Source organism: Variovorax sp. UC122_21 (assembly GCF_044056785.1).
Taxonomy (GTDB): domain Bacteria; phylum Pseudomonadota; class Gammaproteobacteria; order Burkholderiales; family Burkholderiaceae_C; genus Variovorax.
In genome coordinates, this window is record NZ_CP172003.1 from 329,870 (window position 1) to 356,497 (window position 26,628).

General features: G+C 70.1%; 27 protein-coding genes and 1 pseudogene. 24 read left to right on the forward strand and 4 right to left on the reverse strand.

Annotation, left to right across the window (positions count from 1 at the left end; translation table 11 throughout):
• Window positions 1–2 precede the first annotated feature (2 nt).
• From ACHMXE_RS01645 to ACHMXE_RS01700, 12 genes and pseudogenes are all read left to right on the forward strand, one after another.
• Window positions 3–1,298: an amidohydrolase family protein gene (locus ACHMXE_RS01645; RefSeq protein WP_395346460.1), complete on the forward strand. Its 1,296-nt coding sequence runs from the start codon at window positions 3–5 to the stop codon at window positions 1,296–1,298.
• A complete protein-coding gene (locus ACHMXE_RS01650) occupies window positions 1,295–2,245 on the forward strand; it encodes a branched-chain amino acid ABC transporter permease (protein WP_395346461.1) in 951 nt (316 codons plus the stop codon). The genes ACHMXE_RS01645 and ACHMXE_RS01650 overlap by 4 nt, the downstream gene beginning before the upstream one ends.
• A 61-nt stretch (window positions 2,246–2,306) precedes the next feature.
• Complete coding sequence (locus ACHMXE_RS01655; RefSeq protein ID WP_395346462.1) at window positions 2,307–3,464, forward strand: branched-chain amino acid ABC transporter permease; 1,158 nt, start codon at window positions 2,307–2,309, stop codon at window positions 3,462–3,464.
• A gap of 13 nt (window positions 3,465–3,477) precedes the next feature.
• Entirely contained in the window at window positions 3,478–4,740 is a 1,263-nt protein-coding gene (locus ACHMXE_RS01660) for an ABC transporter substrate-binding protein (protein ID WP_208512422.1), read from the forward strand.
• Window positions 4,741–4,896: 156 nt separating this feature from the next.
• Window positions 4,897–5,718, forward strand: coding sequence for an ABC transporter ATP-binding protein (locus tag ACHMXE_RS01665; RefSeq protein ID WP_093352498.1), 822 nt, complete (start codon window positions 4,897–4,899; stop codon window positions 5,716–5,718).
• 158 nt (window positions 5,719–5,876) lie between these two features.
• Window positions 5,877–6,167 (forward strand): annotated as a pseudogene (locus ACHMXE_RS01670) (ATP-binding cassette domain-containing protein); the annotation flags it as partial.
• Window positions 6,168–6,752: 585 nt separating this feature from the next.
• On the forward strand, window positions 6,753–7,970 hold the full coding sequence (locus ACHMXE_RS01675; RefSeq protein ID WP_395347394.1) for a Tm-1-like ATP-binding domain-containing protein: 1,218 nt from the start codon (window positions 6,753–6,755) through the stop codon (window positions 7,968–7,970).
• Between the two features lie 31 nt (window positions 7,971–8,001).
• A complete protein-coding gene (locus ACHMXE_RS01680) occupies window positions 8,002–8,832 on the forward strand; it encodes a phosphoenolpyruvate hydrolase family protein (RefSeq protein WP_203207017.1) in 831 nt (276 codons plus the stop codon).
• Between the two features lie 17 nt (window positions 8,833–8,849).
• A complete protein-coding gene (locus ACHMXE_RS01685; protein ID WP_395346463.1) occupies window positions 8,850–10,538 on the forward strand; it encodes a flotillin family protein in 1,689 nt (562 codons plus the stop codon).
• 3 nt (window positions 10,539–10,541) lie between these two features.
• Complete coding sequence (locus tag ACHMXE_RS01690; RefSeq protein WP_209539715.1) at window positions 10,542–10,982, forward strand: SRPBCC family protein; 441 nt, start codon at window positions 10,542–10,544, stop codon at window positions 10,980–10,982.
• The gene (locus ACHMXE_RS01695) at window positions 10,982–12,454 is read left to right on the forward strand and encodes an SRPBCC family protein (protein WP_395346465.1); all 1,473 of its coding nucleotides are present in this window, start codon (window positions 10,982–10,984) and stop codon (window positions 12,452–12,454) included. The genes ACHMXE_RS01690 and ACHMXE_RS01695 overlap by 1 nt, the downstream gene beginning before the upstream one ends.
• Before the next feature lie 31 nt (window positions 12,455–12,485).
• Window positions 12,486–12,863: a VOC family protein gene (locus ACHMXE_RS01700; RefSeq protein WP_209539717.1), complete on the forward strand. Its 378-nt coding sequence runs from the start codon at window positions 12,486–12,488 to the stop codon at window positions 12,861–12,863.
• A gap of 18 nt (window positions 12,864–12,881) precedes the next feature.
• Here the strand turns inward: ACHMXE_RS01700 and ACHMXE_RS01705 are convergent, their stop codons facing one another.
• Window positions 12,882–14,102, reverse strand: coding sequence for a type II toxin-antitoxin system HipA family toxin (locus ACHMXE_RS01705; protein ID WP_395346466.1), 1,221 nt, complete (start codon window positions 14,100–14,102; stop codon window positions 12,882–12,884).
• Entirely contained in the window at window positions 14,092–14,367 is a 276-nt protein-coding gene (locus ACHMXE_RS01710; RefSeq protein ID WP_395346468.1) for a helix-turn-helix domain-containing protein, read from the reverse strand. The genes ACHMXE_RS01705 and ACHMXE_RS01710 overlap by 11 nt, the downstream gene beginning before the upstream one ends.
• Before the next feature lie 284 nt (window positions 14,368–14,651).
• On the opposite strand from ACHMXE_RS01710, the gene ACHMXE_RS01715 reads away from it, so the two are divergent.
• Both ACHMXE_RS01715 and ACHMXE_RS01720 read left to right on the forward strand, forming a co-directional pair.
• Window positions 14,652–14,945 carry a hypothetical protein gene (locus ACHMXE_RS01715; RefSeq protein ID WP_395346469.1) on the forward strand — a complete coding sequence of 98 codons (294 nt, stop codon included), beginning with the start codon at window positions 14,652–14,654 and terminating at the stop codon, window positions 14,943–14,945.
• Window positions 14,946–15,023: 78 nt separating this feature from the next.
• The gene (locus ACHMXE_RS01720) at window positions 15,024–15,350 is read left to right on the forward strand and encodes a putative toxin-antitoxin system toxin component, PIN family (RefSeq protein WP_395347396.1); all 327 of its coding nucleotides are present in this window, start codon (window positions 15,024–15,026) and stop codon (window positions 15,348–15,350) included.
• Between the two features lie 37 nt (window positions 15,351–15,387).
• Here the strand turns inward: ACHMXE_RS01720 and ACHMXE_RS01725 are convergent, their stop codons facing one another.
• Window positions 15,388–16,158, reverse strand: coding sequence for an IclR family transcriptional regulator (locus ACHMXE_RS01725; RefSeq protein ID WP_203207012.1), 771 nt, complete (start codon window positions 16,156–16,158; stop codon window positions 15,388–15,390).
• Window positions 16,159–16,443: 285 nt separating this feature from the next.
• On the opposite strand from ACHMXE_RS01725, the gene ACHMXE_RS01730 reads away from it, so the two are divergent.
• From ACHMXE_RS01730 to ACHMXE_RS01770, 9 genes are all read left to right on the forward strand, one after another.
• Window positions 16,444–17,322 (forward strand): tripartite tricarboxylate transporter substrate-binding protein, encoded by an 879-nt coding sequence (locus ACHMXE_RS01730; protein ID WP_395346470.1) that lies wholly within the window; start codon window positions 16,444–16,446, stop codon window positions 17,320–17,322.
• Between the two features lie 23 nt (window positions 17,323–17,345).
• Window positions 17,346–18,353: a 2Fe-2S iron-sulfur cluster-binding protein gene (locus ACHMXE_RS01735; RefSeq protein WP_395346472.1), complete on the forward strand. Its 1,008-nt coding sequence runs from the start codon at window positions 17,346–17,348 to the stop codon at window positions 18,351–18,353.
• Between the two features lie 53 nt (window positions 18,354–18,406).
• Window positions 18,407–19,771 carry an aromatic ring-hydroxylating dioxygenase subunit alpha gene (locus ACHMXE_RS01740; RefSeq protein ID WP_395346473.1) on the forward strand — a complete coding sequence of 455 codons (1,365 nt, stop codon included), beginning with the start codon at window positions 18,407–18,409 and terminating at the stop codon, window positions 19,769–19,771.
• Window positions 19,772–19,809: 38 nt separating this feature from the next.
• Window positions 19,810–20,619, forward strand: a complete 810-nt coding sequence (locus ACHMXE_RS01745) for an SDR family NAD(P)-dependent oxidoreductase (protein WP_395346475.1) — start codon at window positions 19,810–19,812, stop codon at window positions 20,617–20,619.
• A 26-nt stretch (window positions 20,620–20,645) separates the two neighbouring features.
• Window positions 20,646–21,236 carry a 3-phenylpropionate/cinnamic acid dioxygenase subunit beta gene (locus tag ACHMXE_RS01750; RefSeq protein WP_203207008.1) on the forward strand — a complete coding sequence of 197 codons (591 nt, stop codon included), beginning with the start codon at window positions 20,646–20,648 and terminating at the stop codon, window positions 21,234–21,236.
• A gap of 9 nt (window positions 21,237–21,245) precedes the next feature.
• The gene (locus ACHMXE_RS01755) at window positions 21,246–21,440 is read left to right on the forward strand and encodes a hypothetical protein (protein WP_093352531.1); all 195 of its coding nucleotides are present in this window, start codon (window positions 21,246–21,248) and stop codon (window positions 21,438–21,440) included.
• Between the two features lie 78 nt (window positions 21,441–21,518).
• A complete protein-coding gene (locus ACHMXE_RS01760; RefSeq protein ID WP_395346477.1) occupies window positions 21,519–22,502 on the forward strand; it encodes a Bug family tripartite tricarboxylate transporter substrate binding protein in 984 nt (327 codons plus the stop codon).
• 17 nt (window positions 22,503–22,519) lie between these two features.
• Window positions 22,520–23,497: a Bug family tripartite tricarboxylate transporter substrate binding protein gene (locus ACHMXE_RS01765; protein WP_395346478.1), complete on the forward strand. Its 978-nt coding sequence runs from the start codon at window positions 22,520–22,522 to the stop codon at window positions 23,495–23,497.
• 47 nt (window positions 23,498–23,544) lie between these two features.
• Entirely contained in the window at window positions 23,545–24,333 is a 789-nt protein-coding gene (locus ACHMXE_RS01770; RefSeq protein WP_395346480.1) for a class II aldolase/adducin family protein, read from the forward strand.
• A 7-nt stretch (window positions 24,334–24,340) separates the two neighbouring features.
• On the opposite strand, the gene ACHMXE_RS01775 is transcribed toward ACHMXE_RS01770, so the two are convergent.
• Window positions 24,341–24,946: an FMN-dependent NADH-azoreductase gene (locus ACHMXE_RS01775; RefSeq protein ID WP_395346482.1), complete on the reverse strand. Its 606-nt coding sequence runs from the start codon at window positions 24,944–24,946 to the stop codon at window positions 24,341–24,343.
• 144 nt (window positions 24,947–25,090) lie between these two features.
• Between ACHMXE_RS01775 and ACHMXE_RS01780 the strand changes: the two genes are divergently transcribed.
• Complete coding sequence (locus tag ACHMXE_RS01780) at window positions 25,091–26,509, forward strand: PLP-dependent aminotransferase family protein (protein ID WP_395346484.1); 1,419 nt, start codon at window positions 25,091–25,093, stop codon at window positions 26,507–26,509.
• Window positions 26,510–26,628: the final 119 nt, after the last annotated feature.

Below are 26,628 nucleotides of genomic sequence, written 5' to 3' on the forward strand. Positions count from 1 at the left end.
GCATGGCCGACGTCGTCTTCACCAACGTGCGCATCCTCGACGGCACGGGGCAGAACCCCTACAGCGGCAGCGTGCTGGTGCGCGGCAACCGCATCCGCCAGGTCGGCCGCAGCACCGCGCCGATCGCGCCCGGCGGCGCCACCGTGATCGACGGCGCGGGCGCCACCCTGATGCCCGGCATGTGCGAGGCCCACACGCACTTCTCGTGGAACGACGCCGCCACGCTCGCGGCGATCCAGACCATGCCGCTCGAGGAACACGTGCTGTGGTGCGCCAAGGTCGCGAAGCGCTACCTCGAGGCCGGCTTCACCTCCTGCGTGGGCGCGGCCTGCGCCAAGCCGCGGCTCGACGTCGTGATCCGCAACGCGATCAACGCGGGCCAGATCCCCGGGCCGCGCTACCTCGCGGCGAGCCAGGAGATCACGGTGCTCGGCGGCCTGGGCGACGAGACGCTGCCGCACCTGCCCTTTCCCGAGTTCAGCTTCGGCGTGAACATCTCGGGCGCCGACGAGATGCGCAAGGCGGTGCGCCTGTTCCTCAAGTACGGCGTCGACTCGATCAAGCTCAACCTCTCGGGCGACAACTTCACGCCGCAGTCGCCCTCCGAAACCACCTGGATGCTCGACGAGGAAGTGGCCGCGGCGATGCGCGAGGTCAAGATCCGCGGCAAGCGCGGCGTGGCGCATGCGCGCTCGTCGGAGAGCGTGAAGCAGGCGCTGCGCCACGGCATCGACCTGATCTACCACGCGAGCTTCGTCGACGAGGAGGCGCTCGACATGCTCGAGGCCGCCAAGGACCGCGTCTTCGTCGCGCCCGGCATCGCCATCCTCTACGCCATGCTGCACGAGGCCGAGCCCTACGGCGTCACCTACCAGATGGCGGCCGACATGGGCTACCAGATCGAATGGGACGCGGCCTGCGTCTCGCTCGCGAAGATGCACAAGCGCGGCATCCGCGTGCTGCCCGGCGGCGACTACGGCTTCGCCTTCACGCCGCACACGCAGAACGCGCGCGACCTCGAGTTCTTCGTCAAGTACCTGGGCTTCACGCCGATGGAGGCGATCCGCTCGACCACGCTCTATGGCGGCCAGATCATGATGCGGCCCGACGAGCTCGGCCTCGTCAAGGAAGGCTACCTCGCCGACCTGATGCTGGTCGACGGCGATCCGCTGGCCAACCTCTCGATCCTGCGCGATGCGAAGCGCGTCCTGGCCGTGATGAAGGACGGCGAGTTCGCCAAGGCACCGGCGATCGCCTCCGAGCGCGGCTGGGACCGGGGCTGGGAGCGCGCCGCATGACGCGCGCCGCCCTCACGCGCTGGGCCCTGTGGCTGGTGCTCGGCGTGCCGATCGCGGTGTTCGCGGTCTGGGCCGTGGCCGACAACGCCTCGCTGTTCTTCAAGACCCTGCTCAACGGCCTCACGCTGGCCTCGCTCTACTTCCTCGTGGCCAGCGGCTTCACGCTGGTGTTCGGGCTGATGCGCAACGTGAACCTCGCGCACGGCTCGCTCTACCTGTTCGGCGCCTACGTGGGCTGGTTCGTCGGCGAGCACACCGGCTCCTGGGTGCTCGCGGTGATGGCCGGCTTCCTCGCGGCCGCGGTGCTGGGCCTCTTGATGCAGTTCCTGGTGTTTCGCCACATGCAGGGCCAGGACCTGCGCCAGACGCTGGTGACCATCGGCCTGTCGATCGTGTTCGCCGACCTGATGCTGTGGATCTGGGGCGCCGAGATCTACACCTTCGATCCGCCCTCGTGGATCTACGGCTCGACCACGCTGCCGCTGGTCGAGAAGTTCCCGACCTACCGGCTGGTGGTGCTGCTGGCCTCGGTGCTGATCGGCGTGGGCCTGTGGCTGCTGCTGGCGCGCACGCGCATCGGCATGATGATCCGCGCCGGCGTCGACGACCGCGGCATGCTGGCCGCCTCGGGCGTCAACGTGCAGCTGGTGTTCGCGCTGACCTTCGCCATCGGCGCCGGCCTCGCGGGCCTGGCCGGCGTGGTCGGCGGCACCGCCCTGTCGATCTCGCCGGGCGAGGACACGCGCTACCTGCTGGCCTCGCTGGTGGTGGTGATCGTCGGCGGCATGGGCAGCGTGGTCGGCGCCGCCATCGGCGCGCTGCTGATCGGGCTGGCCGAGCAGTTCGGGCTGGCCTATGCGCCGACCTACAGCGTGGTCTTCACCTTCGTGATCATGGTGGTCACGCTGGCGTTCAAGCCGCGCGGGCTGATGGGGAAAGCCGCATGAGCGCCGCGCCGGGCCGCCCCAAGCAAGCTCGCACCGCAGTGCGAGGCACGGAGGTGCTCCTGTGAGCGCCGCGCAGTGGCGCCGTGCCATGAAGTCGGGCGGGGCGATGCCCGCGCAGGAGGCGCGCGTCACCGCGTTGCCGCGCGCGGTCGCATCGCCATCGCAACCCGCCGAACCGCCGGCGGCCCACGGCGAGCTGCCGCGCTGGCTGGGCAGGCTGCTGCGCCCGGTGCGCTGGCGCCATGTGCTGGTCGCGCTGCTGGTGCTGGTCTATCCCTTCGTCGCCTCGCCCTTCTTCACCTTCCAGATCGGCGCCCAGTCGCTCGCACTCGGCCTGATCGCGCTGTCGCTGACCTTCCTCGGCGGCTATGGCGGCATGGTCTCGCTCGCGCAGATGACAGTGGCGGGCTTCGCGGCCTACGTGGTCGCGATCGTCGGCAGCAGCAGCAATACGGCGATCAGCCTGGGCTGGCCCTGGTGGCTCGCGGTGCTGGCGGCGCTGGCGCTGGCCACGCTGTTCTCGGCCGCGGTGGGCTGGCTCTCGGTGCGCACCGAGGGCATCTACACCATCATGATCACGCTGGCCGTGGGCGTGGCCTTCTTCTACCTCGCGCAGCAGAACTACACGCTGTTCAACGGCTTCCAGGGCTTCAGCAAGCTGGCAGCGCCCACCGTGTTCGGGCTCGACCTGCGCGAGCCCGTGCCCTTCTACCTGCTCACGCTGGGCTGCTCGGTGGCGGGCTATTTCTTCATCAAGCACCTGATCCGCGCGCCCTTCGGCGTGGCGCTGCAGGGCATCCGCGACAACCCGCGCCGCATGCAGGCGCTGGGCTTCGACGTCACGGCGCACCGGGTCGCGGCCTATGCGGTCTCGGGCTTCCTGGCCGCGGTCGGCGGCGTGCTGCTGGTCTGGTACAACGGCCGCATCTCGCCCGGCACGCTCGGCATCGGCGCGATGATCAACATCCTCATCATCGCCGTGCTCGGCGGCATGAAGCACCCCATCGGTGCCTTCATCGGCGCGATCGTCTTCGTGCTGCTGCAGAACTTCGCCATCGACCTGGTCGACCGCGAACGCTTCAATCTCGTGATCGGCGGGGTCTTCCTCGCGATCGTCCTCTTTTCCCCCGACGGACTGCTGGGCCTGTGGCATCGCTTGCGCACGCGCCTGGGCGCACCTTTCCCCACCCGTGGCTCAGGCCGCATTCACCAGCGATAAGAAGGAGCGAGACATGAAGAGAGTCGAGAACGTGTTCGGACGCAGCATCGTCGCCGCCGCGGCATTGTTTGCTATGGCCGGGGCCGCGGGCCTCGCGCAGGCGCAGGAAACCCTCAAGATCGGCCTGCTGGCCTCGCTCGAGGGACCGTTCGCGGCGCCGGGCCAGGACGGCATGCGCGGCGCCGACCTCGCGCTGAAGGAGAAGAAGGGCATGGCCGGCGGCAAGAAGATCGAGTTCGTGAAGGTCTCGTCGGACGCCACGCCCGACAAGGCCGTGAACTCGACGCGCAAGGCGGTCGAGCAGGACAAGGTGCAGATCATGATCGGCCCGCTGTCGGGCGACGAGGGCATCGCGGTCAAGAACTACGCGAAGACGCAGCCCAACGTCACCTTCATCAACGGCTCGGCCGGCGCGCAGGCCGCGACGCTGCAGGACCCGGCGCCCAACTTCTACCGCTTCAACACCGAGGGTGCGCAATGGATGGTGGGCCTGGGCGAGCATGCGCTGTCCAAGGGCTACAAGCGCACCTTCCTGATCGCCGAGGACTACGGCTTCCCCTACTCGCAGGTGCAGGGCTTCATGGCCAGCTACTGCGCCAAGGGCGGCAAGGTGGTCGACAAGGCCTGGGTGCCGCTGGGCACCAAGGACTACGCCTCGGTGATCGCGAAGATCCCGAAGAACGTCGATGCGCTGGTGGTGGTGCTCGGCGGCTCCGACGCGGTGAACTTCCTGACCCAGTACGAGCAGGCCGGTGGCGACAAGCCGATGATCGGCGGCTCGATCACGGTCGACCAGACGGTGCTGAACTTCAAGGGCAAGCGCCGCGAATCGCTGCTGGGCACGGCCTCGGCCGGCCCGATGGCCGACTCGATCGACACGCCCGAGTGGAAGAAGTTCGTGGCCGACTACAAGGCCAGCTTCAAGGACGGCTTCCCGAGCCCGTCGCTGTTCGCCTACCTCTACTACATCAACACCAAGGCCACGCTCGATGCGCTCGACGCGGTCAAGGGCGACCTGTCGAACAACCAGAAGGCCTACCGCGAGGCGCTGCAGAAGACCAACTTCAAGGGCCCGGCCGGCGACGTGAAGATCGATGCCAACCGCAACGGCGTGGGCACGACCTACATCACCGAGGTGAGCAAGGCGCCCGACGGTTCGTTCTACAACAAGGTCGTGAAGTCGGTGCCGAACATCTCGCAGACGCTGGGGCTGTCGGAGGCCGAGTTCAAGAAGATGGGGATGGGCACGCGCGACGTGCCGGACTGCCGCACGTGATCCACACCGGTGGTCTTTCTCCCTCCCCCGCTGGGGGAGGGTCGGGGTGGGGGCACGACGGCCCGCGCGATCGCGCGGCGTTCGTCGGGCACCGCCCCCATCCCGGCCTTCCCCCGGACGGGGAAGGCGCAAGACATCGCCCCACACGGAACTGAGATGGCCACCATCACCACGCTGCGACCGCCCGCTTCGCGCGCACCCCAACCCGCGCGCGGCGGCAGCACCCAGCTCCTGTCGGGCGACGCGCTGCGCCTGGACGGCGTGACGCGCGCCTTCGGTGCGCTGCGCGCGGTCGACGGCGTCTCGCTCGCGGTCACGGCGGGGCAGAAGTACGCCATCCTCGGATCGAACGGCGCCGGCAAGACCACGCTGTTCAACGCCATCACGGGCGACTTCCCGCCGACCGCGGGACGCATCCATTTCTTCGGCGAGGACATCACCGATCTGCCGCCGCAGGACCGCATCCGCAAGGGCCTGCGGCGCACCTACCAGTCCTCGCTGCTGTTTCGCGACCTCTCGGTGCGCGACAACCTGTTCCTCGCGGTGCGCGGCGTTGCCAGCGGCCGCTTCAGCTTTCGCCGGCCCGGTGCCGGCCATCCGAGCACCCGCGCGACCGAGGACCTGCTCGAGCGCGCGCGCCTGTCGCACATCGCCGACGAGAAGGTCGCCAACCTCGCGCACGGCCAGCAGCGCCAGCTCGAGATCGGCATGGCGCTGGCAGGCGCGCCGCGGCTGATCCTGTTCGACGAGCCCGCGGCCGGCCTCTCGCCGGCCGAGCGGCGCGAGCTGGTGGCGCTGCTGACCTCGCTGCCCGCGCACATGAGCTTCGTGCTGATCGAGCACGATCTGGACATCGCGCTGCGCGTGGTCGACCGCGTGACCGTGATGCACAACGGCCGCGTGCTGCGCACCGGCAGCCCGGCCGAGATCGAGGGCGATGCGCAGGTGCAGGCGATCTACATGGGGAGCAAGCACTGATGGCCTGGTTCGGCGGCGGCGATCGCGACACGGCGGCTGGCCGATCCACCGCGCTGGTGGTCGAGGGCCTCGACGTCTATTACGGCCGCGCCCATGCGCTGCAGGGCGTGAGCCTGTCGCTGGAGCGCGGCGTGCTCGGCATCGTCGGGCGCAACGGCATGGGCAAGACCACGCTGTGCAACGCGCTCACCGGCCTGGTGCCGGCGCGCGGCAGCGTGCGCTTCGGCGGCGAGGAGATCCTGGGCCTGGCGCCCAACGAGATCACGCGCCGCGGCATCGCCTACGTGCCGCAGGGCCGGCGCGTGTGGCCCTCGCTCTCGGTCGACGAGACGCTGCGCCTGGTGGCCAGCCGCCGGCGCGAGGTCGACCGCGTCTATGCGATGTTCCCGCGGCTGGCCGAGCGGCGCGGCAATGGCGGTGCCCAGCTCTCGGGCGGCGAGCAGCAGATGCTCGCGATCGGCCGCGCGCTGCTGCTGAACCCCAAGCTGCTGGTGATGGACGAGCCGACCGAGGGCCTGGCACCGGTCATCGTCGACCAGGTGGCGCAGGCGCTGCGCGACCTCGCGGCCGAGGGCCGCATCGCGGTGCTGCTGATCGAGCAGAACCTCGGTGTGGCGATCTCGGTGGCCGACCGCATCGGGCTGATGGTCAACGGCCGCATCGCGCGCGAGATGCCGGCGGCCGAACTCGCGGCCGACCGCGAGCTGCAGGAGAAGCTTTTGGGCGTGCGCTCGGGCGGCCATGGCGACGAGGCCGAGGCGGAGCAGCCCGCGCCGCGCATGGGCGAGCACGAGGGCCGCGACAACGCGCCGCGCGTCTACACCGTGCGCCGCGCCCATGGCGACGGCGCGCCCTCGCTCGACGACCTCGCGCCGGCCAGCGTGCGCGGCTTCACGCGCTGGAACGCCGGCGGCACGGCCGCGCCCGCGGCCGACATCCCGCGCCTGATCGCACCGCCCGAGCCCGCACCCGAACCGGCACAGCCCGCGGCGGCCTCGGGCCAGGTGTTCGACTTCCCGGTGGCCGCGAGCAGCGTGCGCGCGGCCTACGTGGCCGGCACCTTCGACACCAAGAGCCGCGAGCTGTTCTTCCTGCGCCAGTGCATCGAGCGGCTGGGCCTGCGCGTGGTCACGGTCGACCTCTCGACCTCGGGCAAGCCCTCGACCGCGAGCGTGCATCCGCGCGAGGTGGCGCGCCACCATCCGAAGGGCGAGTCGGCGGTGTTCAGCGGCGACCGCGGCAGCGCCACCGCCGCCATGGGCCTGGCCTTCGAGGCCTTCCTGCGCACGCGGCGCGACCTCGGCGGCCTGATCTCGGCCGGCGGCTCGGGCGGCACCTCGATGGCCACGCAGGGCATGCGCGCGCTGCCGATCGGCGTGCCCAAGCTCATGGTCTCGACCATGGCCAGCGGCGACACGCGGCCCTACGTGGGCCCGAGCGACATCTGCATGATGTATTCGGTCACCGACGTGCAGGGCATCAACCGCATCAGCGAGAGCGTGCTGTCGAACGCGGCCAATGCGCTGGCCGGCATGGTGGCGCATCCGGCTTCGGTGTCGGCCGTGACCCGGCCCGCCATCGGCCTCACGATGTTCGGCGTGACCACGCCCTGCGTGCAGGCCGTGACGCGGCGGCTCGAGGACGACTGGGACTGCCTGGTGTTCCATGCCACCGGCGTGGGCGGCCAGTCGATGGAGAAGCTCGCGGACTCGGGCCTGCTCGCGGGCGCGATCGACGTGTCGACCACCGAGGTGGCCGACGAGATCGCGGGCGGCGTGCTGTCGGCCGGGCCCGACCGGCTCGACGTGTTCGCGCGCCACGCCCTGCCCTACGTGGGTTCGTGCGGCGCGCTCGACATGGTGAACTTCGGCGCTTGGGAGACCGTGCCCGAGCGCTTCCGCGCGCGCAATCTCTATCGCCACAACACGACGGTGACCTTGATGCGCACCACGGCCGACGAGTGCCGCGCCATCGGCGAGTTCATCGCCGCCAAGCTCAACGCGATGCGCGGACCGGTGCGCTTTCTCATCCCCGAAGGCGGCGTCTCGGCCATCGACCGGCCGGGCCAGCCCTTCCACGACCCCGAGGCCGACCGCGCGCTGTTCGCGGCGCTCGAGGCCGGCTTCCGGCCCGGGCCGAACCGCCAGCTCAAGCGGCTGCCGCTGCACATCAACGACGAAGCCTTCGCCGATTCGCTGGTCGAGGCCTGGCGCGAGGTCTCGCGGGCCGCGCCCGGCGCGCGCCGCGCATGAGCCAGGAACAACCAAGGAGGAGCCCACCACCATGACCCGCATCTCACGCACCGCGCTGCTGGAGCGCTTCCGCGCCAAGATCGCCTCGGGCCGGCCGCTGATCGGCGGCGGCGCCGGCACCGGCCTGTCGGCCAAGTGCGAGGAAGCCGGCGGCATCGACCTGATCGTGATCTACAACTCGGGCCGCTACCGCATGGCCGGGCGCGGCTCGCTCGCGGGGCTGATGGCCTACGGCAATGCCAACGAGATCGTCTGCGAAATGGCGCGCGAGGTGCTGCCGGTGGTCAAGCACACGCCGGTGCTCGCGGGCGTGAACGGCACCGACCCGTTCATGATCCCCGACGAGTTCCTGCACCGGCTGATCGCGCTGGGCTTCTCGGGCATCCAGAACTTTCCGACCGTGGGCCTGATCGACGGCACCTTCCGCGCCAACCTCGAGGAGACCGGCATGGGCTACGGCCTCGAGGTCGAGCTCGTGGCCCGCGCGCGCGCCCTCGACCTGCTGACCACGCCCTATGTCTTCAGCGAGGCCGATGCGCGCGCCATGGCCGGCGCGGGCGCCGACATCGTGGTCTGCCACCTGGGCCTGACCACGGGCGGCGCGATCGGCGCCGAGACGGCACTGAAGCTCGACGACTGCGTGCCGCTGATCAACCGCTGGGCCGCGGCCGCGCAGGAAGTGAACCCCGGGGTGATCGTGCTCTTTCACGGCGGCCCCATCGCCACGCCGGAGGATGCGCAGTACGTGCTCGCGCGCTGCCCCGCCTGCGACGGTTTCTATGGCGCCAGCTCGATGGAGCGCCTGCCCGCGGAGGTGGCGCTGACCGAGACCACGCGCCGCTTCGTTCAGATCACGCGATAAACCAGGAGACGACATCCATGTCAGGTTCTCAATTCGGAAGTTTCATCCTCGGGCTGCTGGTGGTGGCGATCGCGGTCGCGATCGTCGTCTGGCTGCTGCACTGGCTCTACCTGCGCAGCTCCAAGGAACGCGCCTTCGTGCGCACAGGCCTGGGCGGGCAGAAGGTGGTGCTCGACGGCGGCGCCTTCGTGCTGCCGATCGTGCACGACGTGATCCCGGTCAACATGAACACGCTGCGGCTGGAGGTCAGCCGCGGGCGCGACAAGGCGCTGATCACCAAGGACCGCATGCGCGTGGACGTGATCGCCGAGTTCTACGTGCGCGTGGCCGCCAAGGCCGAGTCGGTGGCGGTGGCCGCGCAGACGCTGGGCCTGCGCACCACGGAGCCCGAGCAGCTCAAGGAACTGGTCGAAGGCAAGTTCGTCGACGCGCTGCGCACCGCCGCGGCCGAGATGACGATGGAGGAGCTGCACGAGAAGCGCGGCGCCTACGTCAAGCGGGTGCGCGAGGCGGTGGCCGAGGACCTGACCAACAACGGCCTGGAGCTCGAGGCCGCCTCGCTCACGCAGCTCGACCAGACCGGCATGGAGTTCTTCAACCCGAGCAATGCCTTCGACGCCGAGGGCCTGACGCGGCTGACCGAACAGATCGAGCGCCGCAAGAAGCAGCGCAACGACGTCGAGCAGGACACGCTGATCGCGATCCGCAACAAGAACCTCGAGGCCGAGAAGCTGTCGCTGGAGATCGACCGCGAGAGCGAGCATGCGCGGCTGACGCAGCAGCGCGAGGTCGAGATGGCGCGCTCGCGCCAGCGCGCCGAGGTGGCGATCGAGCGCGCGCAGCGCGAGCAGCATGCCGAGAGCGCGCAGATCGCGGCGCGCCAGAGCATCGATGCCGCGCGCATCCGCTCGGAGCAGACCATCGAGGAGGAGCGCATCGGCAAGGAGCGCGCAATCCAGAGCGCCGAGCTCGAGCGCCGCACCTCGCTCGAGCTGGCCGAGCAGCAGCGCTCGATCGCCGTGGCGCGCGAGAGCAAGGCGCAGAGCGAGGCCCAGGCCGAAGCCGAGGCCGCGCGCGCCCAGGCCGTGACGGCCGAGGAGAAGGTGTTCACGGCACGCGAGGTCGAGAGCGCCGAGCGCAAGAAGACCATCGAGCTGATCGCGGCCACGCTGATCGCCGAGCGCGAGGCGCTGCGGCTGACCTCCGCGGCCCAGGCCGAGCACGACGCGAGCGCGCACCGCGGCGCCGCGCTGCGCGCCCAGGCCGAGGCCGATGCCGACGCCGAGAAGATCCGTGCCGATGCCACGCGCGTGCGCGCCGAGATCGAGGCCGAGGCCGCGCGCTGGATGAACGAGGCGCACAACATGCTCACGCCCGAGGCGCGCATGTCCGCCCTGCGCATGCGGCTGGTGGAGAAGGCCGAGGGCATCATCCGCGAGTCGGTGCGGCCGATGGAGCGCATCGAGGGCATCAAGATCCTGCAGGTCGACGGCTTCGGCGGTTCGTCGGGCGGCGCGCGCAATGCCGAGGGCGGCGGCAACTTCGCCGACGGGCTGGTCAATTCGGCGCTGCGCTTTCGGGCCCAGGCGCCGCTGGTCGACCAGCTGCTGCGCGAGATCGGCATCGAGGGCGGCGACATCCAGAAGCTGGTCAACGAGAGCAGCGGCGCGCGTGCCGCGCTGGGCGCCGGCACGCCCAAGGAATAAGGCATGGTGAACGTCTACGTCTCGAGCGTGATCGACGCGAGCGCCGACAACGTGTGGGCGCGCGTGCGCGACTTCAACGGCCTGCCGCAATGGCATCCGCTGATCGCCGACAGCCGGATCGAGAACAACCAGCCGGCCGACCGCGTGGGCTGCATCCGCCATTTCCACCTGCGCGACGGCGGCATGATCCGCGAACGGCTGCTCGCGCTCTCGGACTACGACTACAGCTGCAGCTACGAGATCCTCGAGAGCCCGATGGGCGTGAGCCACTACACGGCGACGCTCAAGCTCACGCCGGTGACCGACGGCGGGCGCTGCTTCGCCGAATGGAGCGCGGAGTTCGACTGCGAGGCGCATCGCGAGCGCGAGCTGGCCGACTCGATCGGCGAGGGTGTGTTCCAGGGCGGCTTCGATGCGCTGAAGCGGCACTTCGGAGGCCGCTGATGCTACAGCGGGTCGTGCGCTCCACCGTCATCGACGCGCCGATCGAGCGCGTGTGGGCGGTGCTGCGCGACTTCAACAGCCATGCCGACTGGCACGAGGTGGTGGAGGCCAGCCGCATCGAGGGCGACGAACGCGGCGACCAGGTGGGCTGCGTGCGCAGCTTCACGCTGCGCGACGGCAACCGCATCCGCGAGCAGCTGCTGAGCCTGTCGGACAGCGAACACAGAAGCACCTACTGCATCGTCGAGGCCACCCTGCCGCTGCAGCGCTACGTGGCCACCGTCACCCTGAAGCCCGTGACCGACGGCGACCGCACCTTCTGGCATTGGGAATCGACCTTCGCCACGCCGCCGGGCCGCGAGCGCGAACTGCGCGACACGGTGGCGCGCGGCGTCTACGAGGCGGGGTTCGAGAACCTGCGGCGCTACCTGGAGCGCGGGGCGCCCACGTCATCCGCCGGCATCGCCGCTTCGGCCGCGCTCGCGCTGCCGCGGCGCAGCGTGGGCCTCGAAGCCTACGGCGGCGCCGAGGTCCTGCGCCCGCGCGACGACGAGGCGGCGGCGCCCGCCGAGGGCGAGGTGCGCATCCGCCAGCGCGCGATCGGCGTGAACTTCCTCGACGTCTACCTGCGCCGCGGCTGGATGCCGGCGATGCTGCCGGTGTCGGAGGGCGCGCCGGGCGTGCCCGGCATGGAGGCGGCCGGCAGCGTGATCGATGTCGGCCCCGGCGTCAGCGGCCTCTTTCCCGGCGACCGCGTGGCCTACCTCGGGCCCGTGCCCGGCGCCTACCGCAGCGTGCGATCGGTGCCCGCCGACTGGGTGGTGCGGCTGCCCGCGGCGGTTGAGGACGACGAGGCCGCGGCGCTGCTGCTCAAGGGCTTCACGGCCGACTACCTGCTGCGCGACCTCGGCCGCGTGCAGCGCGGCACGCGCATCCTCGTGCATGCCGCGGCCGGTGGTGTCGGCCTGCTGCTGTGTTCCTGGGCGCGCAGCCTCGGCGCGGTCGTGGTGGGCACCGTCTCGAGCGAGGAGAAGGCCCGCGTCGCGCGCGACCATGGCTGCGAGCACGTGATCGTCACGCGCGACTACCGCTTCGCCGATGCGGTGCAGCGCGCCTGCGGCGGCGTCGACGTGCTGGTCGACGGCCTCGGCGAGGCCGCGCGCGCCGAGAACCATGCGGCGCTCGCGCGCCGCGGCCACTGGATCAGCCTCGGCCAGGCCAGCGGCGCGCTGGCCGCGCTGCCGCCCGACCTGCTGATCGCCAAGTCGCTGAGCTTCTCGCGGCCCGTGGTGTTCGACTATGTCGCCACGCCCGCGCAACTGGCCGAGCGCGCGCAGCGTCTGTGGGATGCGCTCGCCAGCGGCGCCATCCGCAAGCCGCCGATCGAACGCTTCGCGCTCGATGCCGCGGCGCGCGCCCATGAACGCCTCGAATCGCGCGCCAGCATCGGCGCCTTGGTTCTGCTGGCCTAGGGCCTGTCAACACGATGCAAGGAGAACGCCCGTGATCGTCGGCATGAACCACTTCACCGTCACCGCGGAAGACGAGCGCCAGACGCTGGACTTCTACACCGGCCTGCTCGGCCTGCGCGTGGGCCACCGGCCCGACCTCGGCTTTCCGGGCGCCTGGCTCTACGGCAGCGGGCCACAGGCCGTGCTGCACCTGTACTTCGGCCGCCCCGTGCCCGCGCAGCGCACCGGCGTGATCGACCACATGGCCTTCACCGCGCAGGACCTGCGCACGGTGAAAGCGCGCTTCGACGCCGCGGGCGTGAAGTACGAACTGCGGCAGCAGGCGGGCGCGGGGACCTGGCAGCTGTTCTGCCACGATCCGAACGGGGCGAAGGTGGAGCTGGATTTCGATCCGGGGGAGACGCTTTAGGACAGGTGTTCCAGTGGCCTACCGACCCTTCGCGTGGGCCATGCCATCGCTCCAGATGTTTCGCATCTGCGCCAGCAGGTCCTTCGGAATCCGCGGGTCGCGGGCCGCGATTTCCAGTGTCTTGGCCATCCCCTCGGCGATTCGCGCGAGCACCCTTTCCGGCTTCGCGACCGCGCAGACCTTGCTGCCGAACTGCAGCAGTTCCTCGGTCGTCGGATAGGCCTTGGTGTGGCCCTTGCCGGCGAAGAGCTTGAGCGCCAGCGTGCGGTCCTCGAGCTCGGAGCCGCCTTCGTAGCGCGTGTAGCGGTAGAGCGCGGTCGTCACCACGTCGAACATCGGCGCGAGGCGGCAGTCGGCCGCGGAGGTATAGAGCAGGCCGTAGTTCTTGAGGTGGCCGTCGCCGTTGCGCACCATGACGCTGAAAGCAACCTGCGCGAAGAAGCGCTCGAGGTTCTCGATCGGCAACTGGAGGTACCGCATCAGCTCGGCGATGCGCTGGTAGCTGCCGTGGTACTTCCGATCGGACTGGATGTCGCGCACGCGAAGACCCATCAGCGCCGCGATGTCCTCGAAGGCGATGCGGGAGCCATCGGTCGCGATGTCGAAGCGGTCGACCAGCAGCAGCTGTCCGTCGTCCGAGAGGTCGAAGGTGGGTGTCTCGATGCCCGCGTGGCCGGCCGCCGTCAGGCACAGGAATTCGTTGGCCGACAGGCCGGGGTAGGACGGCGCGGCCGCCTTCACGATGATGGTGGGCACCGGAACGCTGACCCGGTCCGGCACCATGATCTTCGGCTGCATGCCGCCGATGCCGGCACCGGTGCTCAGGTAGGCCCGCACCAGTTCGTCGAACACCTCGGGCGTGTAGCGGGTGGCGAGCAGGGTCTTGCGGTCGATGAGCCGGGGCGCGGCGAGCGCCGGCGCCCCGGGCAGTCGGAAGCCCAGGCGGCCGATGCCGTTCGACCCCACCACCGCGAGCAGATGCATCGGGGTCAGCTCCTGCTTCGGAAACATCGCGCGCAGCCGCAGGTACAGGTCACCCTCGGGCAGGTTCTGATCCATCACCGCGAAGAGGTTGCCGTCCTGGTAGGTCGGCCGGGTCGGCGGCATGAGCAATGCGACCGAGGGCTGCTCAGCGCGGCTGTCCAGGTACCGGAACTCGTAGATCGAATGCTTGAGCAGTTGGCCGGCCGGCGCGCCGGCGATCTCGACCTCGAGCTGCCTGATCTTTTCAGGAAGCATCGTCGTCCTCGTCCTGTCCGAAGCGCTGCGCGACTTCCTCCAGCGTGGGCATGCCCAGGCGTTCGAGGCGAATCGTGAGATCCATGGCGCGCAGGATGTCGAGCAGCGACGCGACGGTGATGTCGTCCCCGCGCTCCAGCCGGTAGAGCACGTTGCGTGCACGGCCGGAGCGTGCGGCGATGTCGGTCGCCTTCAGGCGGCCTTCCTTGCGCGCGCGTTGGATCGCCTGGCCAAGCTCGATGGGAAGCCGGATTTTGTCCTGCATACGCCACATTTTTGCAAAAAAATTAGAAAATGTCCATCAAGAAGGACACATCCATACGAAATGGTCGATGGCAGAGACACGGGCCGGCGATGGGCATGGCGCGCGCTAGCGATCATTTACCCGCTTCCAGATCGTGCAGGGGATAACCCGCTCACCCTGGCGCCCTCCCGGAGCACGAGGCACTGTTTGACTGAACACGCGCATACTTGGGTCATCTGCCCACCCAACCGCCGCCATCTCGCCTGTTAAACGCACCATCGTCGGCTTCACCCCGCTATCACGCCATGACCGCCATCACCCAGCAGTCCCTGTTCGCCAAGATCAAGGCTCTGTCGCCCGAGCAAGTGGCTCAGGTGGACGGCTTTGTGGAATCCCTCTCGGCCAGCGCCAGGCGCCATGTCGCGCTGGACCGGCTGCTGGCCATCGCACCCGCGCTGGAGGCCGCAGGCGTGACGCCCATGAGCGAGGATGAACTCCAGGCCGAGATCGACGCCGCGCGCGCCGAGCGCCGCGCACGCCGGGCCGAAAACGACGGGCAAGACGATGCCGACCGGGGTTCGGATGCGCCTCGTCCTTGATACCAATACCCTGATCTCCGCGCGCTGTGGCGCGGCACGCCCCACCACCTGCTGCACGCCATCCGCGCACGCGCGAACCTGCAGCTCTACAGCAGCCCCGACCTGTTCGAGGAACTGGCCGACGTGCTCACGCGCGCATCGCTGCGCAAGCAACTGGGCGTGATCGGCAAACAAGCCCTCGAGGTGCTGCGGGACTACGCGGCGGTCGTGCAATTGATCGAGGTCGAGCCACTGGCCGAGCCCGTGTGCCGCGATCCGGACGACGCTGCGGTGCTCGCCCTGGCACGGGCAGCCCAGGCCGACCTCATCGTCTCAGGCGACCAGGACCTGTTGGTGCTCGGGCAGTGCGAGGGCGTTCCCATCGCCACCCCACGCGATGCGCTCGAACGGATCACGCAGGCGTAGCTGAAGCCCTGCGTACGGGATGCGGGAATAACCGCGACTACGGAGCTTCCCCCGCCCCCTTCACCCCCAACGCCTGCGACAGCCGCGCGCAAGCCGCGACCACCTGCCGCCCCAGCGCGTCCACATGCCCCTCGCCGATGCGCGCGGCCGGGCCGAAGATGCCGATCGATCCCGCGACGCCGCGGCCGTTGTAGAACGGCGCGGCCACGGCCACGGCGCCTTCGATCAGCTCGTCGCGGCTGACGGCATAGCCGCGCTCGCGCGTGCGATCGAGTTCGGCGCGCAGCTTCTTGAGGTCGATCTTCAGGTCTTTGGTGTATTGCTCGAGCCGTTCGTCGGCCCCGGGCATGAAGGCCAGGATCGCGCGGCCGCTGGCGCCGCGGGCGATGCGCTCGGTGTAGCCGACGCCGCGCTTGAAGTTCAGCGGCTGCGGGCTCGGCATCTCGGCCAGGCACAGGCGCATCTCGCCCTGCGCCACGAACATCGCGACGGTCTCGCGGGTCTCGCTCCACAGCCCGCGCATGATCGATTCGGCCAGCGCCGACAGGTCCAGCGTCTCGGTCCACACATGCGACAGCCGCGCCACCGAGGGCCCGAGGCGGAAGCGCTGCGGGTCGCCGACCGAGACGATGAAGCCCTTGGTCTCGAGCGTGTAGAGGATGCGGTAGAGCGTGGGCCGGCTCAGGTCCACGCGCTGCAGCAGCTCGCCGGCGGTGAGCTCGGCGTCGTCCTTGGTGAACGCCAGAAGGATGTCGAGGGCGCGGTTGACCGCGCGCACGTTCTCCGAGTTCTTCTCCTTCGGCTCCATGGCCCCTCCTGTGTTGTCGCTTTGCATCGCGGCATTTTCGCTTCCCGCCCGATCCCCTCCCCCGCTCCGTGCGGCCGCGCCGGCGCGACCCGATTGCGCGATCGAATCTTGTCCGTATAATGAGCGCAGAGTCCACACAACGGACAATCCGCACCGACAAGCGATTGGAGACACGATGAACCCCGCCACCCCTTCCGCCTCCGCGGCCGCTCTCTGCTGGCGGCCGCCGCCCTCTTTCTCGCAGCCCTGGCCGCGCCCGCGCAGGCCGCCTATCCCGACAAGCCGGTGCGCGTGGTGGTCGGCTTCGCACCCGGCGGCACCAACGACATCCTGGCCCGGCTGATCTCGGTCAAGCTCTCGGAGCGGCTCAAGCAGTCCTTCGTGGTCGACAACCGCGCGGGCGCCAACTCGATCATTGCGGCCGAGCTGGTGGCCAAGGCGCCGGCCGACGGCTACACGCTGTTCGTGGCCTCGTCGGGCGCGATGACGGTGAACCCGGCGGTCTACGGCAAGCTGCCCTACGACCCGGTCAAGGACTTCCAGCCGGTGGCGCTGCTGGGCTCGTTCCCGCTGGTGGTGACGACCAACGCCGCGTCGAGCGCGAAGACCATGGCCGAGCTGAAGGCGCTCGCGGCCAAGGCGCCGGCCGGCGGCCTCAACCACGGCGTGGCCTCGTCCTCGTTCCAGCTCGCGGCCGAGCTCTACACGAGCGAGGGCGGCGCGAAGTTCACGCACGTCAACTACAAGGGCACCGGTCCGGTCATCACCGCGCTGCTGGGCAACGAGGTCGACCTCGGCTTCCTCGACATCGCGGCGGTGCTGCCGCAGATCCAGGCCGGCCGGCTCAAGGCGGTGGCCGTGACGACGGCCAAGCGCTCGAGCGTGCTGCCGCAGGTGCCGACCATCGCCGAGTCGGGCACGCCCGGCTACGACGTGCCGATCTGGACCGGCCTTGTGGCGCCCGCGGGCACGCCCACCGAGGTGGCGGACCGCATCCGCGCCGCGCTCAAGGAGGTGCTGGCCGAGCCCGACACCGTGAAGAAGCTGCAGGCCCTCGGCATGGAGCCGGGCCATGTCGACAGCGCGGCCTTCGGCAGGCAGATCGCCGCCGACATCGCGCGCTGGACCGCGCTCGCGAAGAACGCCAACCTCAAGGTCGACTGACCGGCGCACCCAAGGAGCCACCGATGAGCGCCAGCGTCGCGATCACCCTGCTCTTCGCCGATGGCGGCACGCGCCGCGTCGACGCGAATCCCGGCGACACCGTCGTGGCCGCGGCCGCCGAGGCCGGGCTGAACCTGCTCACCGACTGCAGCAACGGCCAGTGCGGCACCTGCACCGCGCAGCTGGTCTGCGGCAGCGTCGAACTCGGCGACTACGACCGCGCGGTGCTGCCCGATGCCGACCGCGCGGACGGCGCCACCTTGTGCTGCGTCTCGCGCGTCACGGCGCAAGACTGCGTGATCGAGCTGCCCTACGACCTTTCCGAGGCCACGGCCGAGGAGCCGCCGCCGATCGAAGGCACGGTGAGCGCGCTCGAGCGCGTGGCGCTGGAGACGATGCGGCTCGAGGTCCGCGTCGATGCGCCCGTGACTTTCCAGCCGGGCCAGTACGTGCGCCTGCGCGCCGCGGGCAGCGAGGCCTGGCGCTCCTATTCGATGGCCAATGCCTCGGGCGACAGCACGCTGGTGTTCTACGTGCGGCTGGTCGATGGCGGCGCCTTCTCGAGCTGGCTCACGCAGTCGGCCGCGGTCGGCGCCACGCTCGAACTCAGCGAGCCGCGCGGCAGTTTCTTCCTGCGCCACGAACCGCGCCCGCGCCTGTTCGTGGCCGGCGGCACCGGGCTCGCGCCCTTCCTCTCGATGCTCGAGGCGATCGCTTCGCGCGAAGGCGCGGCGATGCAGCCGACCACGCTGCTGCTCGGCGTGCGCACCGGCGCCCACCTGTTCGCGCTCGAGCGGATCGAGCAGCTCAAGCAACGGCTGCCGGCGCTCGACGTGCGCCTGGCCGCCGAGGCCGAGCCCGGCGACGCTTGCCACGGCGGCTATGCCACCGACCTGATCGGCACGCTCGCGCTCGATCCCGCCACGCGCATCTACCTGTGCGGCCCGCCGCCGATGGTCGAGGCCGGCCGCAGCGCGGCGGCCTCGGCCGGCCTGGCCCGCGCCGACATGCTCTGCGAACGCTTCAACTGAAGCGCCGCTTTCCGATTCCCCACCCGACGCACACGACGACAAGGACGCAACGAATGACGACGACGACACCGATGGTCTATCACCGGATGGTCGACCTCAAGCAGGGCACGATCAGCCGCGAGATCTTCTCGAGCAAGGACGTCTACGAGGAAGAGCTCGAGAAGGTGTTCGCGCGCGCCTGGCTCTTCGTGGGCCACGAGAGCCAGATCCCCAAGCCCGGCGACTACTTCACCTCGCGCATGGGCGCGGAGTCGGTGATCCTCACGCGCGACAAGAAGAACAAGGTGCACGTGTTCCTCAACTCCTGCCGCCACCGCGGCATGAAGGTGTGCCAGTACGACCACGGCAACACGCAGCTCTTCACCTGCCCCTATCACAGCTGGAGCTACACCACCGAGGGCAAGCTGTTCGGCGTGCCGCAGTTCAAGGCCATCTACGACGGCTGCCTCGAGAAGGAGAACTGGTCGCTGATCGAGGTCGCGCAGCTCGCGATCTACAAGGGCACGGTGTGGGCCACCTGGGACAAGGACGCGCCCGACTTCCTCACCTACCTGGGCGACGCGCGCGCGCACCTCGACCTCGCGCTCGACTGCCGCGACGGCCGCGAGGGCGGCTCCGAGGTGCTGGTGGGCGTGCAGAAATGGGTGATCCCCTGCAACTGGAAGTTCGCGGCCGAGAACTTCCTCGGCGACACCTATCACAACGTGAGCCACCGCTCGGTCGACCTGATCGGCATCGGCCCGAGCGCCGAGGTCGGCGTGAAGGGCCGGCGCGACAACGAGCTCGAGTACGCGCAGCACCTGTGGGTGAACTTCCCCGCCGGCCACGGCGTGCACAGCGCGCTGCTGCCGGAAGACACGCCCTTCGTCGACACCTACAAGAACAACCCGGTGATCGCCGAGTACTTCCGCCATTGCCACGAGGAGCGCAAGCGCCGGCTCGGCGCCGAGAAGAACCGGCTGGTGCCCTTCGTCGGCACCATCTATCCGAACACCTCGTTCCACGGCAAGCAGCCGCGCAACCTCTGCGTGTGGCATCCCAACGGGCCGGAGTCGACCGAGGCCTGGCGCTTCTTCCTGGTCGATGCCGACGCGCCGCAGGAGGTGAAGGACTTCCTGCGCACCTACTACATGCGCTATTCGGGCCCGGCCGGCATGACCGAGCAGGACGACATGGAGAACTGGAACTACGCCACCGCCGGCAGCCGCGGCACCATCGCCAAGCGCTATCCCTACAACTACCAGCAGTCGATGGGCAAGGTCACCACCGAGGGCCCGGTACCCGGCAACGTGAGCCTGCAGGTCAGCGAGGAGAACCCGCGCCAGTTCTACCGCCGCTGGCGCGACTACATGGACGGCGCCGACTGGGACACTCTGCTGGGCCGCCACGACACCGGCGCGGCGAGCTTCGCCGGATGACGGCCGCGGAAATGGCAGAAAGGGCAGGCATGGCAGGCATGGCGCACCAGCCCGTCACCCTCGTCACCGGCGGCACCTTCGGCCTCGGCGAAGCCATCGCGCTCGAGCTGGCCCGGCGCGGCCACCGCGTGCTGGCCTTCGGGCTCGCGCAGCCGCAGGTCTCGAGCACCGCGCAGGGCCTCGAGGGCGTGCGCGCCGCGGCCGAGGCCGCGGGCCTCGCGGAGCGCATCGAGGTGCTCGAGGCCGACGTCTCCAGCGCCGCCGACGTCGAGCGCGTGGTCGAACGCGCGCTGTCGCGCTTCGGCCGCATCGACGGCCTGGTCAACAACGCGGCCATCGGCCCGCTCGGCACGGTGCTCGACACCAGCGAAGAGATGTTCGACCGCATCCTGGCCGTCAACGTGAAGGGCGTGTACCTCGCCTCGCGCGCCGTCATCCCGGCGATGGCCGCGCAGGGCGGCGGCTCGATCGTCAACATCGGCTCGGGCGCCGGCCACGGCAAGCCCGACATGGCGGCCTACGCGGCCAGCAAGGGCGCGGTGCTCGCGCTCACCACCGCGATGGCCTACGACCACTTCCACCAGCGCATCCGCGTGAACCTCGCGATTCCCGGCGGCGGCGGCATCGTCTCGGGCATGAGCGTGGGCCGCGTGGGCGGCGACGCCGCGCTGTTCGCGGGCCGCAAGGTCGCGGGCACGGTGGCGGGCCGCCCGGCCACCGGGCGCGACCTGGCCAACGCCGTGGCCTTCCTGCTGTCCGACGACGCCGCCACCGTCTCGGGCACGGTGGTCGACGTCGGCTGCTTCGCGAACCAGGGCGGACCGATCCCGCCCGCACCGAATTCCTGACCGCATCTCCCACGAAGGACGCATCGATGACCGAGACCCTCACCGAACCGACCGCCGTCGCCAGCCCGCCGCCGAGGCCGCCGCGCGACGCGCGCTACTACGAACTCAAGCGCGAGATCGAGGAGTTCCTCTACGACGAGGCCGAGATGCTCGACCAGCGACGCTTTCGCGAATGGCTGGACACGCTGGCCGAGGACCTCGTGTACTTCATGCCGATGATGTTCAACGTCAAGTTCGGCCAGCACGAGACGCGCGAGAAGACCCGCTACGAGAAGGACATGAGCTGGTTCAACGAGGGCAAGTGGACCCTGACCAAGCGCGCCGAGCAGATCCTCACCGGCGTGCACTGGGCCGAGGAGCCGCTGTCGCGGCTGTGCCGCCTCGTCACCAACGTGCAGCTCACCGCGATCGAAGAGAACGCCGCCGGCCAGCAGGAGGTGTCGGTGCTCAGCGGCTTCCTGATCTACCAGAACCGCTGCGAGCACGAGGAGTACTACTTCGCCGGCAAGCGCAGCGACGTGCTGCGGCGCGTGGACGGCCGGTGGCAGCTCGCGCGGCGCGAGATCCGGCTCGGCCAGAACGTGCTGCTGGCCAAGAACCTCACCATGTTCTTCTGAGGCCCGCCCATGCTGAACATCATGCACCTCGAGGCGGGCCGCCGGCTCGAACTGCGCAGCGGCGCCATCGGCGAGATCGTCGAGAACATGGGCGACGGCATCTGGGTGCAGTTGCGCATCCTGAGCGCGCCGCGCGGCGACTTCGCCGCGGGCGACGAAGAGCTGATCCATTGCGAGGACATCAAGGACCTCGCGCCCGACTGACATCGACACGCGGCGGGCAGGACCGGGCCATCGAAGCCCGGCCATCCGTCGAGCCCCCACACACCGGAGACAAGCCCCATGAAGATTCTCTCGACGCGCTTCAACGCGCGCGCGCTCGCGAGCGCCGCCCTCGCGCTTTGCGCCTTCGCCGCCACGGCCCAACCCTTTCCCTCCAAACCGGTGACACTGGTCGTGCCCTTCGCGCCCGGCGCCTCGGCCGACGGCATCGCGCGCATCGTCGGGCGCGAGCTCTCGACCTCGCTGGGCCAGCCCGTGGTGGTCGACAACAAGCCCGGCGGCGGCGGCGCCACCGGCCTGATCGGCGTGGCGAAGTCCGCGCCCGACGGCTACACCATCGGCATGGGCGCCACCGGCGCGATCGTGGTCAATCCGAACCTGCCCGATGCCGCGCCGCTCAAGCCGCAGGAGCAGCTCGCGCCGGTCGCGAAGGTGGCCGACATCCCGCTGGTGCTGGTGGCCGGCGCCAAGACCGGGCTGCGCGACCTGCGCGGCTTCATCGAGAAGGCGCGCGCCACGCCCGAGGGCACGAGCTACGGCACCACCGGGCAGTACACCGCGCAACACCTCGCGGGCGAACTGCTGGCCAGCATGGCGAAGCTCAAGCTGGTCGCCGTGCCCTACCGCGGCAGCGGCCCCGCGGTGACCGACCTGCTCGGCGGCCAGCTGCCGGTGGCGGTGGTCGACCTGACCTCGGCCTATCCGCACATCAAGAGCGGCGCGCTGGTGGCGCTCGGCGTGACCAGCGCCACGCGCAGCGCGGTGGCGCCCGAGATTCCGACCATCGCCGAGGGCGGCGTGCCCGGCTACTCGGCCACCGCGTGGATGGGCCTGTTCGCGCCCGCCAAGGTACCGCCCGAGGCGATCGAGAAGCTCGCGGGCGCGATCCAGGCCGTGGTCGCCAAGCCCGAGGTGCAGTCGCAGATCGTCGGCCTCGCGGCCGAACCGCGCTACCTCGGTCCGGCCGGTTTCAAGAGCTTCATCCATGCCGAGTCGGACAAGTGGGCGGGCGTGATCGCCTCCATTCCCGCGCCGCAGAAGTAGCCCGCCAAGGAGACGCCATGAACCGCATCAAGAAGCTCGCGAGCCTGCTCGGCCTGGCCGTGCTGGCCGTGCTGGCCGGTGCCAGCACCGCCGCGCCCTGGGCGCCCACCAAGCCGGTGCGCATCATCGTGCCGATCACCGGCAGCACCAACGACACGGTGGCGCGGCTGGTGCGGCCGAAGCTGCAGGAGGCGCTGGGCCAGCCGGTGATCGTCGAGAACCGACCCGGCGCGGGCGGCAACATCGGCGCCGACTACGTCGCCAAGTCGCCGCCCGACGGTCACACGCTGCTGGTGGGCTACAACGGGCCGATCGCGATCAACGCCACGCTGTTCCGCAAGATGCCCTTCGATCCGCGCAAGGACCTCGCGCCGATCACGCTGGCCGTGACCTCGCCGCAGTACCTTGTGGTCAATGCCGACCTGCCCGCGAAGACGCCGGCCGAGTTCGTCGCGCTGGCCAAGGCGCGCAAGGGCGGGCTGTCGTATGCCTCGGTGGCGGTGGGCAGCGCCTCGCACCTCACGATGGAGATGCTGAAGTCCGCCGCGCAGGTCGACATCACGCACGTGCCGTACAAGGGCGCCGGGCCGGCGCTGGTCGACCTGGTGGCCGGCAACGTGCAGAGCGCCTTCCTGGTGCCGGGCAACGTGCAGCAGTTCGTCAAGGACGGCCGGCTGCGCGTGATCGCGACCACGGGCGAGAAGCGCTTCGCGAACGTGCCCGAGGTGCCGACGATGGTCGAGTCGGGCTACCCCGATTTCGTCGCCACCTCGTGGGTCGGCTTCCTCGCGCCCGGCGGCACGCCGCGGCCCGTGATCGACCGGCTCAACGCCGAGATCGTGAAGATCGTGCGCTCGCCCGAGATCAGCGCGAAACTCCGGGAGCTGGAATTCGACGTGGTGGCCGGCTTGCCCGAGGATTTCTCGCGCTGGATCGACAAGGAAACGGACCGCTGGGGCCGCGTCATCAAGTCGACCGGCGCCACCGTCGACTGACCGGCACACCCCTCACGATCCGAACGAAGAACCCAGGAGACACACGAATGACGATGGATGCGGCCTCGGCCCCACCCGCTCCCCCCGCGCCGGCCGGCATGCCGGCCGCCGAATGGACCGCCCGGCTCGACCTGGCCTGCTGCTACCGGCTGTTCGACCACCTCGGCTGGACCGAGCTGATCTTCAACCACATCACGCTGCGCGTGGACGAGGCCGGCGAGGGATCGGAAGCGCGCTACCTGATCAACCCCTTCGGCCTGCACTACGCCGAGGTCACGCCACTGAACCTGATCTGCACCGACATCGGCGGCAACTCGCAAAGCGAGAGCGCCTACACGGTCAACAAGGCGGGCTTCGTGATCCACAGCGCGGTGCATGCCGCGCGGCCCGACGCGCACTGCATCATGCACGTGCACACCACCGCGGGCTGCGCCGTCGCCTCGAAGGAAGAGGGCCTGCGGCACGACAACTTCTACAGCGCGATGATGTACGGCGACGTGGCCTACCACGACTACGAGGGCGTGACCACGAACCTCGACGAGCAGCCGCGGCTGGTGCGCTCGCTCGGCCAGGCCAACCATCTGATCCTGCGCAACCACGGGCTGCTGACCGCGGGGCCCGACATCCCGACCGCCTTCAACCGCCTGTGGACCTTGCAGCGCGCCTGCGAGATCCAGCTCGCGTCCGATGCCGGCCGCGGGGCCAACCGCGCGATTCCCGCCGAGATCCTCGAGACCGTGCCGGCCACGCGCGTCGCGGGACGCGGCCCGGTGAACCGGCTGGTGTTCGAAGCCATGCTGCGGCGCGCGGGCATCTCGCGCGCGATGTTCGGCTGAGCCCGGACTAGCTCGCGAAGTGCGCCGCGAGCGCGAGGTCCGCCGCGGACCTCGCCTCGGCCACGGCCGCCTCGCCCAGTCCCGTGCCCTGCACCGAGAAGAAGTGCAGCTCGGTGAGCCCGATGCTGCCGAGGATCGCGCGCAGATAGGGCGTGAGGAAATCGGGCTGCCGCGCGCGCTCGCCCGAGAAGCGGCCGCCCGAGGCGATCGCGATGAACACGGGCCGGTCGCGCAGCATGCCGACCTTGCCCTCGGGCGTCATGCGGAAGGTGCGGCGCGCGCGCACCACGTGGTCGATCCAGGCCTTGAGCACCGAAGGCAGGCTCAGGTTGTGCATCGGCGTGCCGATGACCACCACGTCGGCCTTCTCGAGCTCCTCGATCAGGGCATCGGAAGTCGCGACCGCGCCCCGCGGCACGACCTCGGCCGTGCCCGAGTGCTGCCCGAGCGCGTAGTTGGCGTCGATGTGCGCGAGGCCGCCGTCGCCGATCGCGCGCCGCACGAGCAGCGCCGCGGGCGCCTGCCTGCGAAGGTGCTCGACGATCTTGTGCGAGAGCCGGCGGCTCTCCGAGTCTTGTCCGCGCGGGCTGCAGTCCAGGTGCAGGATGTTCATCGTTCGCTCCCCATGATGTGATGGCGGCGATTCTAGAAATCGCATGGCCTGCCATGAAGAGCCATGAATCGACTTCTCAAATGGGCCATGATCGATGGCCCGGTGCTACGATCCCGCGCACCATCCTCTCTCCTCATGCACGCCATGGCCGCAGGGACCCTCGCCCATCTCTCGCCGCTGGACCCGAAGTCGCCGGAGCCCTACTACCGGCAGATCTACGGGCGCTTTCGCAACGCGATCGCGAGCGGCACGCTGAACCCCGGCGACCGCATCCCCTCGGCGCGCGCGCTCACGCAGGAGCTGGGACTGGCGCGCGGCACCATCGATGCCGCCTACGGCCTGCTCGCGGCCGAGGGCTACATCCAGGCGCGCGGGCAGGCGGGCACGGTGGTGTCGCCGAGCCTGCGCCCGCGCATGCCGGTCGCGCGCGAGCAGCCGGTGGCGGCAACCCCCTACACGCCGAGCTTCCGGCCCGATTCGATCCTGCCGTTCCAGATGGGCCTGCCCGCGCTCGACGTCTTTCCGCGCAAGATCTGGGCACGGCTTGGCGCACGCGCCGCGCGCGCGATGCAGCCGATCGACATGACGCATCCGGCCGTGCCGGGCCTGCCCGCGCTGCGCGCCGGGATCGCCGCCTACCTGCATGTGTCGCGCGGCATCGACTGCGCGCCCTCGCAGGTCTTCCTCACCTCGGGCTACCGCCACACGCTCGAGCTGGTCGCGCAGGCGCTGCTCAAGCCCGCCGACCGCGTGTGGTTCGAGAACCCCGGCTATCCGCCCACGCGCGAGCTGCTGGCCGCGATGCGGCTCGCGGGCGTGGCGGTGCCGGTGGATGCCGAGGGGCTGGTGGTGGCCGAGGGCCTGCGGCTCGCCCCGAAGGCGCGTGCCGCGGTGGTCACGCCCGCGCACCAGAGCCCGCTGTGCGTCTCGCTGTCGCTGCCGCGCCGGCTCGCGCTGCTCGACTGGGCCCGGCGCAACCAGTCGTGGATCGTCGAGGACGACTACGACGGCGAGTACCGCTATGCCAGCCGTCCGCTGCCCGCGCTCAAGAGCCTGGACCGCGACGGCCGCGTGATCTATGCCGGCACCTTCAGCAAGGTGCTGTTCCCGAGCCTGCGGCTGGCCTACCTCGTCGTGCCCGAGGCGCAGATCGAGCGCTTCGAACGGACCCAGGCGATGTTCGCGGGCGGCAGCCCGCAGCTCACGCAGGCCATCGTCGCCGACTTCATCGCCGAAGGGCATTTCGCGCGCCATATCCAGCGCATGCGCAGGCTCTATGCCGAGCGCCGCGACGCGACCCGCATCGGCCTCGAGCGCGTGCTCGGCGCCAAGGTGCGCATCGACGAGCAGCCCGGCGGCATGCACCTGATCCTGCGGCTGCAGGGCCGGCGCTCCGACCGCAGGCTGGTCGCGCGCATGCGCGAGGAAGGCCTGTTCGCGGAGGCGCTGAGCGACTGGGCCGTCGACCGGGACATCGCACCCGCGCTGATGGTGGCCTTCACGAACGTCGATTCCGCCGCCACGGCCGAGCGCTTCGCAAGGCGGATCCTGCCGTTGATGTGAAGCGTCGCGGCCGGATCATGGCCTGGAACGCAAGGCCAATCATGGCTCTTCTGAAGTAGACCAAGCCGGCGCACCATACGGTTCTTCATTCAACGCACATTGCTTCCAGAGGATCCGTC